Here is a 14,518-nt window from a genome sequence, read left to right on the forward strand (position 1 = left end):
GCCGGGTGGCGGGGTTAACCCGAAATGACCACGTGAATGTGGCAGGTAACAATTACACTAAGGGCGGATAACCGCAAAGCTGAAGGATAACTGTGTTCGGACCTAAGAAGAATAAGGAAGAAAACCGCGACCTCGCACCCAAGAAGAAGGCGCTGCCCAAAGGCTACACGCCAGCAAAGGGTGCGCCAACGCCACGCCGTAAAGACGTGGAAGCTGCGCGGCGTCGTCCCCTTGTCTCCGACACGAAATCGTTAACACGTGAAGAACGGCGCGCCCGCAAAGCTGAAAGCCGAGCCAAATCGAACGAGATTTATCGCAAACAACAAGAAGCGATGCGCACCGGCGACGAACGCAATATGCCCATCCAGCATCGCGGCCCCGAACGGCGTTTCGCCCGCGACTTCGTGGACGCCTCCGGGCCGCTATCCGCGTTCTTTATGCCCGTCGCGCTCATGATCCTGCCGCTCATGTTTCTCCAACCTAAGTGGCCTGATGTGATCATTCCGATCGTGTGGACGATGTACGGCGTGTTCCTGCTCATGACGATCGTCGCGTTCATGACCGGCTACCGTGCCAAACTACTTGTGGAATACCGGTTTGATAACGTGCCGCGCGGACTCATGCTTCAGATGGTTGGCCGCGCTTTTTACCTGCGCCGCTGGCGTTTGCCTAGCCCGCAAGTGGCACGCGGCGAATATCCCGACGGCGGTTCACCTGCCGACTTGAAAGCCGCCCGCAAAGCACGGCGCGCTAAGAAAAAGGGAAAGTAAGGCGGCGTTACGTTATTGGCGTGCGGCAAGGGCTGCGGGCCGAGACCACGCCAGCCACGCTAGTGCAACGACCACACCGAGCGTTGGCAGATAGTAGTAGGTTGATCCAGCTTCAAACCAGGGGCTCACCCGGGCGAAATACTCCGGCCAGATAAGGCCAGCGCCCGCGCCCAAGAGATTGATTAGCCATGCGATCGCGGCCAGGCGTCGCATTCGCTTGCCGTTGTGTACGACGCCGACGCAGCCGGCCAACCACGTCAGTGCAGCAACGATCGTGGTCACAGCGACTAGGTAGTTCCCGGCCACCACGGCTTCGGTCACCGCGACCACGGCACGCCACACGAAAACAGCCGCCCCAACGCATAGCGCCGCGATGATAACCACTGGCCAGCCACGGGCGCGGGTGCGCGTGTCGTTCAGTTGTTCACTCACGTGCTCGTTATCTCCTTTGCGTGCGGCTACTACCATCATGACATGCCGATTATATTTTCGTGTCCGTCTACAAGCGAAATCGGAAAATCGCCCCGGAGGCGGTACCAGATCTATACTGTACGCATGACCCAAATTGAAACCAAAGAATTTTCGCAAGATCTCGCTCGCAATCTCGCCGTTGTCGCGGCAAAGAAGGGCGAGTCTTTTACATTAAACACGCTGATCACTGACAAGGACTTCGTCTCGGCGATCGAAACAGCGCTCGCCACGCTGGATGCCTCGGGTGTCGTGCGCCTAGTGAACCCGGCAGATACGGCGAAGTTGGTGTTCGTCGTCGTCGATCCGGACTCCGAACGCGAAGCTTTCGGCGAGCTGGTACGCGCCGCAGCTGGAGTGGACGAGCTCGTCGTCGCCTCAGCCGTATCCGACGTCGCAGCCGCCGTGGAAGGTGCGCTGACTGGCGGCTACGTGTTCGACGAATACAAGCAGCCAAAGAAGGCTCCGCTTGGCAAGCTCGTCGTGTCAGTGGATGACGACGCCGCCGTGACGCGCGGCCAGGTGCTCGCCGAGCAGATCAATCGCGTGCGTGATCTCGTTAACCTGTCCCCCAGTGAGCTCGTACCTGAAACGCTGGCGCAGATCGCAGAAGATGAAGCCGGAGCGGCAGGTCTGGACGTCAAGGTCTACCGGGAAGACGAATTGGAAGAACTTGGCCTAGTCGGTCTCCTCCAGGTTGGCCGCGGTTCAGCCAATCCCCCGCGCCTAGTTCGTATCGAGTGGAAACCTGAAGGTGCGCAAGGGTCAACCACCGCGCTCGTTGGTAAGGGCATCACCTTCGATACCGGCGGATACTCGCTTAAGCCGTCGAACGCAATGACGGAAATGAAGACCGACATGGCCGGTGCTGCCACGGTTCTCAACACGATCATCGCTGCCGCACGCCTTGGGGTGAAGCGCCACGTTGTGGCCTGGATGTGCCTGGCAGAAAACATGGTCTCAGGTACCGCTGGCCATCCCGACGACGTCATCGTCTACCGCAACGGCAAGTCCGTCGAAATCGACAACACGGACGCCGAAGGCCGACTCGTGCTCGCAGACGGACTCATTATGGCCAGCGAGGAGAAAGCCGACAAGATCATCGATATCGCCACGTTGACGGGCGCGCAAATGGTTGCCCTCGGCGAACGCTACACCGGCGTCATGGGAAGCGACGAGTATGCCGCCACCATCGCCGAGGTTGCCGGAACCGTGGGAGAAGATGCTTGGCACATGCCCCTTCCGGCACACCTTCGCGACACGCTCGATTCGAACATCGCCGACATGAAGAACTCCGGTGGCAGCCGCTTCGGTGGCATGCTCACAGCCGGCCTGTTCTTGAAAGAGTTCGTGGACGCACCAAAGTGGGCACACCTTGACATCGCAGGCCCGTCGTTCAATCGTACGGCTCCGCGCGGTGCCACACCCAAGGGCGCAACCGGCGTCATGCTTCGCACGATGCTCGCCGCCATTGAACGCGACGCCTAAGCGTTAGCAACGGCGAACGCCTAGCGTGCCTGTGTGCCGGGATTCTTCATCGACCATTCCCGCATGGCACGCGGATAGCCAGTCGCAGCAACGTCAAAAAGTGAAATCCCCAGTTTTTCGGCCAGCTCTTTAGCCGCCGAGAAGCTGGGGACTTTACGTCTCGTCCACTCGCCATCAACAGCAACAAGCACGATCGCAGAAGGGTCGCGTGGAGTTTCCGCCTCGAAATATGCCGACACGCCCGAGCGCGTCGCAACAAAGTTTTCTAAATGCGCTGTCGTTTCAGCGCGCTTACGACGCTTGCCGAAAATACCGCCGTCGCTATTCGAGCTCGAACGCCTGCGAGAAAATAGTGCCATTGAACGAGTCTAACTGGCCGCTGTGCGAAGTTCAGCCCGTGGGTAACTTCATGGATATACAAGAATTTTGGATCACAAAGTGGAATACTTAAGGGCGATACAGGTTGGTCTATCCAGCACACCATTAATCTCGAGGGAGAGGTAAGTGACTGATTCACAAGAATACGATGTAGTCGTTCTTGGCGCGGGCTCCGGCGGTTACGCTACGGCTTTGCGCGCGGCACAATTGGGAATGAAGGTAGCGCTCATTGAAGGCGATAAGCTCGGCGGCACGTGTTTGCACCGCGGCTGTATCCCCACCAAGGCGCTCCTTCACGCGGCCGAAGTTGCTGACGAAATGCGCGAGTCGAAGTCGATCGGCATTTTGGGCACCTTCGAAGGCGTCGACATGGGCGCACTCAACAAGTACAAGGACGGCGTTGTTAACCAGATGCACAAGGGGCTCACGGGCCTCATCGCATCGCGCAAGATCGAGGTCATTAACGGCTATGGCCGCCTCGTCAGCCAAGACACGGTTGAAGTTAACGGCCAGCGGGTCAAGGGCAAGAACGTCGTCCTGGCCACCGGTTCGTACTCGAAGACAATCGGCCAGACCATCACCAACCGCGTGATCACCTCCGAACAGGCACTGAAGATGGACTGGGTGCCCAATTCGGTGATCGTGCTCGGTGGCGGCGTGATTGGCTGTGAGTTCGCCTCCGTGTGGAACTCGCTTGGCGCTAACGTGACGATCATCGAAGGTCTTCCCAACCTTGTCCCGAATGAGGACAAGGAAGTCTCGAAGATGCTCGAGCGTCAGTTCCGCCGTCGGAAGATCACGTTCAAGACGAACACGATGTTTGATCGCGTTGAGGAAGACGATTCCGGCGTGCACGTGTTCACCCAGGATGGCAAGCAGTACGACGCCGATGTGCTCCTGATCGCCATTGGCCGCGGCGCTGCCACAGCGAACCTCGGTTTCGAAGAGCAGGGCATCAAGATTGATCGCGGCTTCGTGATCACCAACGAGCGCCTGCACACGGGCGTCGGCAACATTTACGCGGTCGGTGACATCGTGCCGGGAGTCCAGCTCGCACACCGCGGCTACCTCCAGGGCGAGTTCGTGGCAGAAGAAATTGCCGGACTGAACCCGAAGGTCATCAACGAGGATCTGATCCCGAAGGTAACCTTCTCGAACCCGGAGATCGCCTCGGTTGGCCTGTCCCAGGAGAAGGCCGAAGCGAAGTTCGGTAAGGAAAACGTTGAAACCGCCATGTTCAACCTGGCTGGCAACGGCAAGTCGCAGATGCTCGGAGCTCAGGGCTTCGTCAAGATCGTCCGCGAGAAGGACGGCCCGATCGTCGGCTTCCACGCCATCGGCGCCCGCATGGGCGAACAGGTTGGTGAAGGTATGCTGATGACTGCATGGGAGGCAATGCCTGAGGACTTCGAAGGCCTCGTGCATGCTCACCCAACCCAGAACGAAGCCGTTGGCGAAGCGATCCTCGCTCTCGCAGGCAAGCCAATGCACAACTGACCGAAGGAGAATTAAACATGTCTGAACCTATTAAGATGCCCGCACTGGGCGAGTCCGTCGATGAGGGCACGGTCACCACATGGCTGAAGGAAGTTGGCGACGAGGTCGAAGCCGACGAGCCCATACTCGAAGTGTCCACCGATAAGGTCGACACGGAAGTTCCAGCCCCTGCCGCTGGCATTCTCGAATCGATCGAGGTTGGCGAAGATGAGACCGTGGCGGTCGGCACCGTTCTCGGTTACATTGGCGACGGCTCGGGCGCAGCACAGGCTGCTCCTGCGGCTGAACCTGCTCAGGAAGAAGCGCCCGCTGAAAGCGCGGAGCCAGAGCGTGCCCCGGCGTCGGATTCAACCAGTTCTGGGCAGGGCGGTGTCGAAGTGAAGATGCCTGCTCTCGGCGAATCCGTTGACGAGGGTACGGTGACCACGTGGCTGAAGGAAGTTGGCGACGAGGTCGAGGAAGACGAGCCGATCCTCGAAGTGTCCACCGACAAGGTTGATACCGAGGTTCCAGCTCCCGCATCCGGTATTCTGAGCGAAATCAAGGTCGGTGAAGACGAGACCGTTGCCGTCGGCACTGTGCTTGCCATCATTGGTGGCGAAGCTCCGGCACCTGCCGCGCCTGCCGCTGAAGAACCGAAGGCTGAGCCCGAACCGGCCCCGGCTGCACCTGCAGCTCCGGCTGAACCGGCCGCACCTGCTGCTCCGGCTGCTCCCCCGGCGCCTCCGGCACCGGCAAAGTCGGCAGCACCTGAAGATGGCAAGTCTGCCTACGTGACGCCGATCGTGCGCAAGCTGGCGAAGGATCTCGGCGTCGACCTGTCCACGGTGGAAGGCACCGGCGTCGGTGGCCGTATCCGCCGCCAGGACGTCGAAGCTGCTGCTGAGGCTGCGAAGAAGGCGGCCGAAGCTGCCGCAGCACCGGCCGCTCCCGCTGCTCCTGCTGCACCTGCAGCTCCTGCCGCGCCACAGGCTGGTGCCAAGGCGAAGATCGCTGAAAAGGCCAAGGAAGCCGCCTCGCTGCGCGGTACTCGTAAGAAGATGACGGGCGTGCGCAGGGCAATCGCTAAGCACATGGTCGAGTCGCTCGAAACCTCGGCTCAGCTGACCACGTTCATGGAAGTGGACGTCACCCGAATCTGGAACCTGCGTGCTCGTGCGAAGGATGGCTTCCTTGCACGCGAGGGCGTCAAGCTCACGTTCCTGCCGTTCTTCGTGCAGGCTGCAACCGAAGCTCTGAAGGCACACCCGCTGCTGAATTCCTCGGTGGAGGGTAACGAGATCGTCTACCACGATGTGGAGAACATCGGTATTGCTGTTGACACCGATCGCGGCCTGTTCGTACCGGTGGTCAAGAATGCTGGCGATCTCAACATCGCAGGTATTTCGAAGGCGATCGCTGATCTCGCGTCGCGCACGCGCGATGGCAAGATCAAGCCTGACGAGCTGTCCGGTTCCACGTTCACGATCACGAACACCGGTTCCGCGGGAGCTATCGCGGATACGCCGATCATCAACCAGCCGAATGTTGCCATTCTTGGCACGGGCATGATCTACAAGGCACCGGGTGTGGTCAAGGATCAGGACGGCAACGATGTGATCGCAATTCGCAACAAGTGCATCCTGTCGATCTCTTACGATCACCGGATTGTCGACGGCGCGGATGCTTCGCGTTACCTCTTCGATGTGAAGACCCGCATCGAGGAAGGCGACTTCCCAGACGTCCTCTAATCTGGAGGCATCTGGTAGACGTCCGGTAGGCGTCTGAACTAAAACCCGGTGGGGCCTAGCGAACGCCAGGCCCCACCGGCATGTTGGGAGGCATGCGCAGGCGCAGTTCTATGTGCAGGCGCAGTTCCCACCGTTCCCGGGGTACACGTTCGCTTCCCGGGGTACCGAATCCGGCGATTTGTCTACCCCGGGAACGCAACAGGTACCCCCGGAACTGCCAGTGACAGCTGCTAGCGTTCTCCGACTGCCGTACTGATCGGGCAGGGGCGGATCTCGGCTAGTGCGCCCTCGTCGAAGCGCCACCTTCCACAGATCGACTCTGCTTCGTTCATCTCCGGATGTCCTCGCACACGAGCACCCAGTTGCCGGGTCACCACCTGTAGCTCGGGGCCTTGCACATGGAGAACTTCTACCGATAAAACTTCGGTGGTGATGGACTCCACGTCATTGTGTTCCAGCCATGCCCATAGTTCTTCGTCGGCTTTCCGCGCTGGAGAATCGGGAACGGTCAGACGTGCGAGCCCGGGCCAGTCGGAGTCAATGATTGCCTGGTTGCGAGCTGTTATCCGTTCAATTACAAAGGATTCCCAGTCTTCGGCGGGCGTGGCAGCAGGCTGTAAAATGGCGATGCCGAATCCGATGATGAACGCGCTCAATGCCGTCCATGCCATCCATGCTCTGCCCATAGACCAATCACAACATAGTCACTGGCGTAATGATTATCTTTTCCACAACTTTGTGAATCGCTATCTGGACCGCTTTGGATGATAATAGGCGCTGGTTATTAAAGAAGTAAAGGATGAACATGGGCGCATTGAGCGGCTATAAAGAATTACCCAAACTGGTGGGGATTCCCTATTTGCTAATTTCATTTTTCGGGCGGCTACCAACGGGCATGGGAACGATTGGCATCCTCACGCTCGTGGCGAGCGAGACCGGATCGGTGGCAAACGCGGCTTACTGTTCGGCCGCCTATGCGATTGCGAACGGTATTGGGAACGTCGTCATTGGCCGGTTGACCGACACCTATGGTCAGCGTCTACCCTTGCTTGCTATTGCACCTTTCAATATTGCGTTCTTGATCCTGATCGTGGTGTTAGCGGCAGGCGACCCGTCTCCAATAGCACTTGTGGCAAACGCGGCAGCGATCGGTATTACCACGTCTCCGATTGGTCCGCTGGCTCGCGTTCGCTGGTATTCCATCGCCTCGCGTAAGCAGATGCCGGCCGCGATGTCGTGGGAGACGGTCAACGACGAAATGGTTTTCGTGCTCGGTCCAGCCGCAGTCGGCATCATTGCCGCCTCGCTGTCGGCAAGCGCGCCAATGCTCTTGGCAGCCGTACTGGTACTCACTTGCGTGTTTCCGTTCGCGCTCTCACGCCATTCACCCGGGCCGCAGCTCAAGGATTCACAGCGCCCATCATTCGCACATATTGTTCGGCGAGTGCGCACGCCACTCTTGGCGATGGCTTTCTTGGGCATGTTTTTCGGGGCGATGCAGACCAGTGTCACCGCTTTCGCCCAAGCAAACGGTATGCCCGGGATGGGCGGCCTCATCTACGCATCGCTGGGCCTGAGCGCCGCGATCACCGCGCTCATCGCCGTCGGGCTCCCAGCTCGGTTCACCTTCGTCTCGCGCATCTTCGTCGGCGGAATTGGCATGGCCGTGGGTGCAGCGGCGTGTACGCTCGCGACGTCGGGGCTCACGCTCTCCCCATTGGTGTTCCTCGCGGGTCTATTCATTGGTCCGACGGGCGTGGCGATCTTTACGCTGGCGGGAATGTGGGCGCCGCGTGGGGGCGACGGCGTCGCAAACACCGTCATCGTGTCCTCGAACGTGCTCGGAACCGCGGCGGCAAGCGCGCTGATCGGGCGGCTCCTCGAGACGAACACGGACTACGGATTCCTCGCCGCGGCCGCCTGCGGGCTGGCTCTCACGCTCGTCGCTGCGACGACGGGGCGCCGCGACGAACGCGCCCATTCCGCCCGATGAGCCGACGCCGCCGTATGCTTTGAGCACTCGCGGCTCATCTACTACACTCTAAGCAGTTGGCCAAATCAAGGAAGTGCAATGGCAAAGAACAAACCTAAGAAGAAGCGCTGGTGGAGCTACCTCGGGGATGCGTACCGGGTCTCGAAGAAGACGTACCCGTGGGCGCCTTGGGGTATTCTGGGTGGTTTTCTCCTCGGTGTTGTCATCGGTGTTATTGGCGCTGTGACAACCCGCCAGTGGATCATCTGGATTCTCATGGGAATCTTCATGGGTATCACGCTTGCGCTTCTGGTTCTTGTGCAACTTGTCAAGAGGGCGTCCTACGCTCAGATCGACGGCGTGCCTGGCGCGGTTGGTGCCGTGCTCGGGAATATTAAGCGTGGCTGGGTGATCGAGCAGGAGCCGGTGCGTTTTAACGCGCGTACGCAAGATATGGTTTACCGTGCGATTGGCCGGCCGGGCATTGTTCTCATTGCGGAAGGCCCGGCGAATCGGGTTAATCGCCTGCTGAACGACGAGCGCAAGGCGATTAAGCGCGTGGCGCCGTCGGCGCCCGTCCAAGTGGTGAAAGTGGGGCACGACGACGGTCAGGTGCCGATTGACAAGCTGGAAAAGCACATCAAGCGGCTGCCGAAGGTGATGAGTCACGACGAGGTCGCCGCAGTCTCGGCGCGAATGAAGGCAATCCCGACTAACTCTCTGCCGATCCCGAAGGGCATCGATCCGTTTAACGTGCGCCCGGATCGGCGCGCGATGCGCGGCTAACCGCCGTTTACATCACGTTATCCATCCACGATTCGAGGCGATAGCCGGAATCGAGCGTGCCGCTTAGTACCACTACCCCGGTGTTGACGAGCGGCACGAATTCGTCCGGTAGTGCCCCTCCCCCGCGCATGCCCACCCAGAAGGCGATGACCGCTCCATGAGCGAACACGACTGCGCTCTGGTCCCCTTCGGCTTCGACTTGGCGGACGGCGTCGTCGAAACGTGCGAGTACGGACGTGCCGGTCACGTCTGGCGCTCCGGGCATCGACAGATCCATGTCGCCTTCTACCCAGCGGAAGATCGTACGCGAATAGTCGCGGTAGTGCTGTTCCGTGTCGCCGTTTTCTAAATCTCCAGCCTGGATTTCCCGAAAGCCTGGATTGATGTTGATGTTAAGCCCGAGTCGCGTGGCGAGCGGGGTGGCCGTCTGCTGCGTACGGGTGAGGTTCGACGCCCAGATGGTTTGTGGATCGTGGGTGAGAAGTGTGGCGACGACGTCGTTGGCCTGCGTCCACCCTTCCTCGGTGAGAACCGCGCCGGGTGCGGCCGTGTCAATCCTATGAGCGGCGTTGTTGTAAGTCTGGCCGTGGCGGACAAGTATGAGTTTCATTCCCATGCCTCTTCCCATTCGCGTTGGTCGCGATCAAAATCGTCTTCGTCAGCGGCCGTGGCGGCCTCATCTTCGATGTCGGCAGTCACATTACGCAGTGCAGCAATGAGATACGCGTTGTGTGCATCCTCGTGTGTGGGATACGGCCCCATGCGCTCCGCGGCGGCGAACGGCGGCTCCTCCGACTCCACTACCTGCCCCGTTACCATGTTGAACCAGAATGCCATGCTTCGATCATACCCACCTTGAGCTTGCTAAGCTTATTGACATGCAAGCAGATCGAGCACCATTAGGTAATCTTCAACCGGGCGTCGTTTCGCCCATGCGCACCGTTCCCGCATATATTGAACGGCCAGAATACATGTTTCACTCCGGCCCGGAAGTGGTGACGGCCTCGGAGATCAAGTCGCCGGAGACGATTGAGAAGATCCGGGCGGCCGGGCGGATTGCCGCTGATGCTATGCAGCTAGCGGGCGCCGCGATCAAGCCGGGCGTCACGACCGATGAGCTCGATCAGATCGCGCATGATTACATGGTTTCCCAGGGTGCCTACCCGTCGACGCTCGGCTACATGGGTTTCCCGAAGTCGATCTGCACCTCGATCAACGAGGTCATTTGCCATGGCATTCCTGATGATCGCCCGCTCGAAGAAGGTGACATCGTCAACCTCGACGTCACAGCATACAAGGACGGCGTTCACGGGGATACGAATGCGATGTTCTACGTGGGCGAGGTTGATGACGAATCGAAGCTCCTGTGTGAACGCACCTACGAGGCCATGATGCGCGGGATCAAGGCCGTCAAACCTGGGCGGGCGATCAACGTCATCGGCCGGGTGATCGAATCGTATGCGAAGCGTTTCGACTACGGTGTGGTGGAAGATTTCACGGGCCACGGGGTTGGCGAGGCCTTCCACTCCGGATTGATCATTCCTCATTACGACGCCGCTCCCCGATATGGTGATCTCATCGAAGTGGGCATGGTGTTCACAATCGAGCCAATGCTGACCTTGGGTGAGATTGATTGGTGGCAGTGGGACGACGACTGGACCGTCCTGACCAAAGATCGCGGCCGTACCGCCCAGTGGGAGCACACGCTCGTCGTCACCGAGGACGGAGCAGAAATCTTAACGTTGCCCACCGAGGGTAAGACGAGCCCTATCATTCCTTAAAACGGCATAGTTTCGCCGCGAAAGGGCGGTCTAGTGAAGAAGAAGTATCGCAAAGTTGCCATCGGTGTTGACGTTGGTGGTTCGGGGATCAAGGGCGCACCGGTTGACCTAAAGACCGGCCAGTTTCTCGATGAGCGCTACCGCGTACCCACTCCCGAGGGCGCCTCGCCGAAGGCAATCGCTAAGATCATTCGTGACATCGTCGATCATTTTGAGCTGCCGAGCGAGCTGCCCGTGGGGGTGTCCTTTCCGGCGCCGATCGTGCGCGGGTCGATTCCGTTCATGGCCAACTTGTCAAAAGAGTGGGAGGGCTTGTTCCCCGCGCGCGTGATATCGCGCCAACTCAAGCGCCCCGTCGCTGTCATGAACGACGCCGATGCCGCAGGTTACGCCGAAGTGCATTACGGGGCTGCGAACGGGCACCACGGTACGATCATCATGCTCACGCTCGGTACGGGGATTGGTTCGGCCGTCGTCTCAAACGGAGTGCTGGTGCCCAATACGGAACTCGGTCACCTCGTGTTGGCGAGCGGGACGGAAGCTGAGAAGTACGCGTCGTCGGCCGTGTTCGAGCGCGAGGGCCTGAGCTACGAAGAATGGGCGGGACGGCTCCAGGAAATATTCAGCTATATCGAGATGCTCTTCTCCCCCGATCTGTTCATCGTTGGCGGCGGCATCTCGAAGAAGCACAAAAAGTTCTTACCGCTCATCACCACGAATGCGCCAATCGTACCTGCTGATCTGCTCAACTCGGCAGGAATCGTCGGCTCGGCGCTGTTTGCACACCAGACCCTGTCCAGTTAACGCGATCAGAGGCAGAAAAGGGGCTCGCATCACGCGAGCCCCTGGCAGTCAGCCTGTACGCCGGGTTCTGTACCGCCAAGGCGGTGGCGACCATCTATCTAGACCCGTCGTTACCGGCGGGTTCAAGCAACCAACCCGCGCGCGAGCGGGACACTCATAGCGCGCTGCTCGGTCTTGCTCCCGGTGGGGTTTACCGTGCCGGCCTAGTTACCTAGCCCGCGGTGAGCTCTTACCTCACCCTTTCACCCTTACCTTCACATCCAGCCACAAGGGCAGATGCGAGGGCGGTTTGCTTTCTGTTGCACTTTCCTGCGGATCACTCCGAGTGGGCGTTACCCACCACCGTTTCCCTGTGGAGCCCGGACGTTCCTCGTGCGTGCACGCGGCCGCCCAGCCAACTGCGAAAGATTATTGTACTCGACGTTAGGATGGGACACATGCTTATTCTTCTTCCGCCTTCGGCTGGCAAGACGAGCCCACCAGACGGCCCTGCGCTCGATCTCGATACTCTTGCCGCACCCGAGCACAATCCGTTACGCGAGCAGATCATCGGCGAACTGCAGCAGGTATCGGCTAGCCCGCAGGCGCTGAAGGTTCTTGGCGTTGGTCCGTCCATCGAGCCCGAGGTCCGAGCCCAGATCGACTTTTACGAGTTGCCGTGCGCGCCAGCACACGAGATCTATACGGGCGTACTGTTTGACGCCGCCCAGTTCGGCAAACTAAGTGCCAGCGAGCTCGCCCGCGCCGACGACGTCGTGCGCATCTTCTCCGCCGTGTTCGGCTACACCCGCCCGTCCGATCTCATACCGAATTACCGGCTGTCCATGAACACCGCCTTACCGAACCTTGGGAAAGTGGGCACGGCGTGGAAGAAGGAACTGCGCGGCACTGGTGCCCAACACAACGGTTTGGTGGTTGACTGCCGGTCGGCCGAATATCAGGTGTGGTTCCCGCCGTCGGATGCCGACTACGTCGTCGTTGGTGCGGCGCGAATCAAGAACGAGAAGCGGAGCGTCGTCTCGCACATGGCCAAACACTACCGCGGGCTGCTTGCCGGAGCTTTGGTACGCGAGCCGAACCCGCCCGCGGATGCCGGAGAGCTCGCCGAATTCGCGCACTCGCTAATTGATTCCGGAGAGATCACGGGCGTGGAGCTGAGCCCTGCTGAAGGGCGCAAACCGGCGCGGCTTACGTTGGTCGAACACGTCGATTAGTCCACCGAGAGGTCTCCGCCTAGCGGGCTTAAACGTCGGTAAGCACGACGATGCACTGGTAGTCGTCGGAGATGTGGATGTTATCCGGATCAGCGTTCTTGATGTAATTGACTTCGATTGGCGACAGTTGCACGCCACCGGAGGTTCGCCCGCTCGGGTGAAGTGCGATCACGGACAGTCCCCCGCGTGCCACGGCTCGCTCGTATTCCTTCTTAAGCGGTTCAGCAAGCGGCTCGTACAGCGCATCGCGTTGGGCGCGAATATCTGCGGCGTCGCGCTCGATCTGCTCGATCTCGGCTTCGAGCTCAGCACGGCCTGCCACGATAGCGCCATTGAGTTGGCTCTGTTCTTCGCTCAGGCGCGTGATTTCGGCTTCCCAGTGTTCGACCTGTTCGAGTGCGGCGAACTCGGCGTCGAAGGCTTCATCGAGCATCTGCTCGTTCGTGTCAATTTCTGATTGCAGGGTCATGAGTTCGCGTGAATCCATCCCGATACCCGCGTTGAGCCGGTCTTTCTTTTCTTTCACGACGCCGGACAGCTCAGCTGACTTTGCTGCTGCCTTCTCGTAGGCTTGCTCGGCCTGTGCAAATGCCTCGCGTGCTTGTGTGACGTCCAGTGCTTTCGCTGCAACCTCATTCATGAGCGCGCCAACCTGCCCGCGCAGCGGATGATTCTCGTTCTCTGAGCGGAGCCTGGCCAACTGTGCGTCCAGTTCTGCCACGTCGAGTAGTTGCAGTTGATCTTCGCGAGGTGCACGTGCCATTGTCTTAAATTCTTTCTACCCACGGATCGGTGACGATTGTTGAAATATACGCGTCCAGGCCGAGGTCGCCGGCGACGGCGTCGCGCAGTTTCGGCAGCACCGGCCATTCGGAAGCAAAATGCGTGGCTCCGATGAGCGCGCACCCGCCTGCCCACAAGTGATCGGTGGCTGGATGGTGGCGCAGGTCGGCGGTGATGTAGACGTCCGCTCCGGCCGCGTTGGCCGCCGCGAGGAACGAATCACCCGAACCAGGTGAGACGGCCACAGTTTTGACGATCTTGTGCGGATCGCCGCCAATCGTAATCCCGGCGGGCGTTTCTGGAATCATCGCTTTCAGCCGATGGGCGAGCTCGCGCACCGTCATCGTCATCTCCAACTCGCCCACGCGTCCCAGACCAAGCGTAGGGTCGGAGTCGTTCGGTGCGATCGGCCGAGTGTTGCGGAGCTTGAGTAATTCCGCGAGCGCAACAGCCGAGCCGTTCGCTGCCGAATCGGCGTTGGTATGCGCAGCAAAGAGTGCTACCCCGCCGCGGATGAGCTTGTGTACCCAGGAGCCTTTCGGCGTGTCGGCAGCGACCGTGGATGTTCCGCGCAGGTACAGCGGGTGGTGGGTGATCAGCATCTGTGCTCCGCGTTCGATTGCCTCATCGACGACGGCGGCACACGGATCTACGGCAAAGCCCACTGTGGTTACCTCGTCGGCTGGATCACCGGCCACAAGCCCTACGCGATCCCAGTCTTCCGCCAGCGACGGCGGAAAATGCGTATTCATGACGGCCACAACATCAGCTACAGTGCTCATGGTCATAACCCTACCCGAGCAAACTCGCTCGCGACGTGCGAACGTCGGCGTGGGTTTAGAGTAAG

The 14,518-nt window shown here is 59.8% G+C and carries 16 protein-coding genes and 1 other RNA gene; 9 read left to right on the forward strand and 8 right to left on the reverse strand.

What is annotated here, in order from left to right:
* The first annotated feature begins 92 nt into the window (after positions 1 to 92).
* On the forward strand, positions 93 to 770 hold the full coding sequence (locus EL234_RS01085) for a DUF3043 domain-containing protein (protein ID WP_164712272.1): 678 nt from the start codon (positions 93 to 95) through the stop codon (positions 768 to 770).
* A 12-nt stretch (positions 771 to 782) separates the two neighbouring features.
* On the opposite strand, the gene EL234_RS01090 is transcribed toward EL234_RS01085, so the two are convergent.
* Positions 783 to 1,202 carry a hypothetical protein gene (locus tag EL234_RS01090; protein ID WP_241969035.1) on the reverse strand — a complete coding sequence of 140 codons (420 nt, stop codon included), beginning with the start codon at positions 1,200 to 1,202 and terminating at the stop codon, positions 783 to 785.
* 123 nt (positions 1,203 to 1,325) lie between these two features.
* Between EL234_RS01090 and EL234_RS01095 the strand changes: the two genes are divergently transcribed.
* Positions 1,326 to 2,726: a leucyl aminopeptidase gene (locus EL234_RS01095; protein ID WP_126415737.1), complete on the forward strand. Its 1,401-nt coding sequence runs from the start codon at positions 1,326 to 1,328 to the stop codon at positions 2,724 to 2,726.
* Positions 2,727 to 2,746: 20 nt separating this feature from the next.
* On the opposite strand, the gene EL234_RS01100 is transcribed toward EL234_RS01095, so the two are convergent.
* Positions 2,747 to 3,085, reverse strand: coding sequence for an oxidoreductase (locus EL234_RS01100; protein ID WP_126415738.1), 339 nt, complete (start codon positions 3,083 to 3,085; stop codon positions 2,747 to 2,749).
* 145 nt (positions 3,086 to 3,230) lie between these two features.
* On the opposite strand from EL234_RS01100, the gene lpdA reads away from it, so the two are divergent.
* Positions 3,231 to 4,601 carry a dihydrolipoyl dehydrogenase gene (lpdA, locus tag EL234_RS01105; protein ID WP_126415739.1) on the forward strand — a complete coding sequence of 457 codons (1,371 nt, stop codon included), beginning with the start codon at positions 3,231 to 3,233 and terminating at the stop codon, positions 4,599 to 4,601.
* A gap of 17 nt (positions 4,602 to 4,618) precedes the next feature.
* A complete protein-coding gene (gene sucB / locus EL234_RS01110; RefSeq protein WP_126415740.1) occupies positions 4,619 to 6,331 on the forward strand; it encodes a 2-oxoglutarate dehydrogenase, E2 component, dihydrolipoamide succinyltransferase in 1,713 nt (570 codons plus the stop codon).
* Between the two features lie 230 nt (positions 6,332 to 6,561).
* Here sucB and EL234_RS01115 read toward each other — a convergent pair whose 3' ends face one another.
* Positions 6,562 to 7,017, reverse strand: a complete 456-nt coding sequence (locus EL234_RS01115; protein ID WP_126415741.1) for a hypothetical protein — start codon at positions 7,015 to 7,017, stop codon at positions 6,562 to 6,564.
* Positions 7,018 to 7,136: 119 nt separating this feature from the next.
* Between EL234_RS01115 and EL234_RS01120 the strand changes: the two genes are divergently transcribed.
* Positions 7,137 to 8,324 (forward strand): MFS transporter, encoded by a 1,188-nt coding sequence (locus EL234_RS01120; protein ID WP_164712274.1) that lies wholly within the window; start codon positions 7,137 to 7,139, stop codon positions 8,322 to 8,324.
* A 78-nt stretch (positions 8,325 to 8,402) separates the two neighbouring features.
* Positions 8,403 to 9,089, forward strand: a complete 687-nt coding sequence (locus EL234_RS01125) for a DUF4191 domain-containing protein (protein WP_126415743.1) — start codon at positions 8,403 to 8,405, stop codon at positions 9,087 to 9,089.
* 7 nt (positions 9,090 to 9,096) lie between these two features.
* Here EL234_RS01125 and EL234_RS01130 read toward each other — a convergent pair whose 3' ends face one another.
* The gene (locus EL234_RS01130; RefSeq protein ID WP_164712276.1) at positions 9,097 to 9,699 is read right to left on the reverse strand and encodes a histidine phosphatase family protein; all 603 of its coding nucleotides are present in this window, start codon (positions 9,697 to 9,699) and stop codon (positions 9,097 to 9,099) included.
* A complete protein-coding gene (locus EL234_RS01135; protein ID WP_126415745.1) occupies positions 9,696 to 9,926 on the reverse strand; it encodes a methionine aminopeptidase in 231 nt (76 codons plus the stop codon). The genes EL234_RS01130 and EL234_RS01135 overlap by 4 nt, the downstream gene beginning before the upstream one ends.
* 41 nt (positions 9,927 to 9,967) lie before the next feature.
* Here EL234_RS01135 and map point away from each other — a divergent pair, with 41 nt between their 5' ends.
* Complete coding sequence (gene map, locus EL234_RS01140; protein ID WP_126415746.1) at positions 9,968 to 10,870, forward strand: type I methionyl aminopeptidase; 903 nt, start codon at positions 9,968 to 9,970, stop codon at positions 10,868 to 10,870.
* Between the two features lie 33 nt (positions 10,871 to 10,903).
* Positions 10,904 to 11,674, forward strand: coding sequence for a polyphosphate--glucose phosphotransferase (gene ppgK / locus EL234_RS01145; protein WP_126415747.1), 771 nt, complete (start codon positions 10,904 to 10,906; stop codon positions 11,672 to 11,674).
* 40 nt (positions 11,675 to 11,714) lie between these two features.
* On the opposite strand, the gene rnpB is transcribed toward ppgK, so the two are convergent.
* Positions 11,715 to 12,076: RNase P RNA component class A (rnpB, locus tag EL234_RS01150), an RNA gene on the reverse strand.
* Positions 12,077 to 12,111: 35 nt separating this feature from the next.
* On the opposite strand from rnpB, the gene EL234_RS01155 reads away from it, so the two are divergent.
* Positions 12,112 to 12,888, forward strand: a complete 777-nt coding sequence (locus tag EL234_RS01155) for a YaaA family protein (RefSeq protein ID WP_164712278.1) — start codon at positions 12,112 to 12,114, stop codon at positions 12,886 to 12,888.
* 28 nt (positions 12,889 to 12,916) lie between these two features.
* Here EL234_RS01155 and EL234_RS01160 read toward each other — a convergent pair whose 3' ends face one another.
* Together EL234_RS01160 and EL234_RS01165 are read right to left on the reverse strand one after the other, a co-directional pair.
* A complete protein-coding gene (locus EL234_RS01160) occupies positions 12,917 to 13,651 on the reverse strand; it encodes a zinc ribbon domain-containing protein (RefSeq protein WP_126415749.1) in 735 nt (244 codons plus the stop codon).
* Positions 13,652 to 13,655: 4 nt separating this feature from the next.
* Positions 13,656 to 14,453 (reverse strand): Nif3-like dinuclear metal center hexameric protein, encoded by a 798-nt coding sequence (locus tag EL234_RS01165; protein ID WP_241969037.1) that lies wholly within the window; start codon positions 14,451 to 14,453, stop codon positions 13,656 to 13,658.
* Positions 14,454 to 14,518 lie beyond the last annotated feature (65 nt).

Source organism: Trueperella bialowiezensis, assembly GCF_900637955.1.
GTDB classification, from domain to species: Bacteria; Actinomycetota; Actinomycetes; order Actinomycetales; family Actinomycetaceae; genus Trueperella; species Trueperella bialowiezensis.

Bases quoted from the DNA above. Each gene is read 5' to 3' on its own strand.
- EL234_RS01095 (WP_126415737.1), top strand. From the start codon at position 1,326: ATGACCCAAATTGAAACCAAAGAATTTTCGCAAGATCTCGCTCGCAAT.
- EL234_RS01100 (WP_126415738.1), bottom strand. From the start codon at position 3,085: ATGGCACTATTTTCTCGCAGGCGTTCGAGCTCGAATAGCGACGGCGGT.
- sucB (WP_126415740.1), top strand. From the start codon at position 4,619: ATGTCTGAACCTATTAAGATGCCCGCACTGGGCGAGTCCGTCGATGAG.
- EL234_RS01115 (WP_126415741.1), bottom strand. From the start codon at position 7,017: ATGGGCAGAGCATGGATGGCATGGACGGCATTGAGCGCGTTCATCATC.
- EL234_RS01120 (WP_164712274.1), top strand. From the start codon at position 7,137: ATGGGCGCATTGAGCGGCTATAAAGAATTACCCAAACTGGTGGGGATT.
- EL234_RS01125 (WP_126415743.1), top strand. From the start codon at position 8,403: ATGGCAAAGAACAAACCTAAGAAGAAGCGCTGGTGGAGCTACCTCGGG.
- EL234_RS01130 (WP_164712276.1), bottom strand. From the start codon at position 9,699: ATGAAACTCATACTTGTCCGCCACGGCCAGACTTACAACAACGCCGCT.
- EL234_RS01135 (WP_126415745.1), bottom strand. From the start codon at position 9,926: ATGGCATTCTGGTTCAACATGGTAACGGGGCAGGTAGTGGAGTCGGAG.
- map (WP_126415746.1), top strand. From the start codon at position 9,968: ATGCAAGCAGATCGAGCACCATTAGGTAATCTTCAACCGGGCGTCGTT.
- EL234_RS01155 (WP_164712278.1), top strand. From the start codon at position 12,112: ATGCTTATTCTTCTTCCGCCTTCGGCTGGCAAGACGAGCCCACCAGAC.
- EL234_RS01160 (WP_126415749.1), bottom strand. From the start codon at position 13,651: ATGGCACGTGCACCTCGCGAAGATCAACTGCAACTACTCGACGTGGCA.
- EL234_RS01165 (WP_241969037.1), bottom strand. From the start codon at position 14,453: ATGAGCACTGTAGCTGATGTTGTGGCCGTCATGAATACGCATTTTCCG.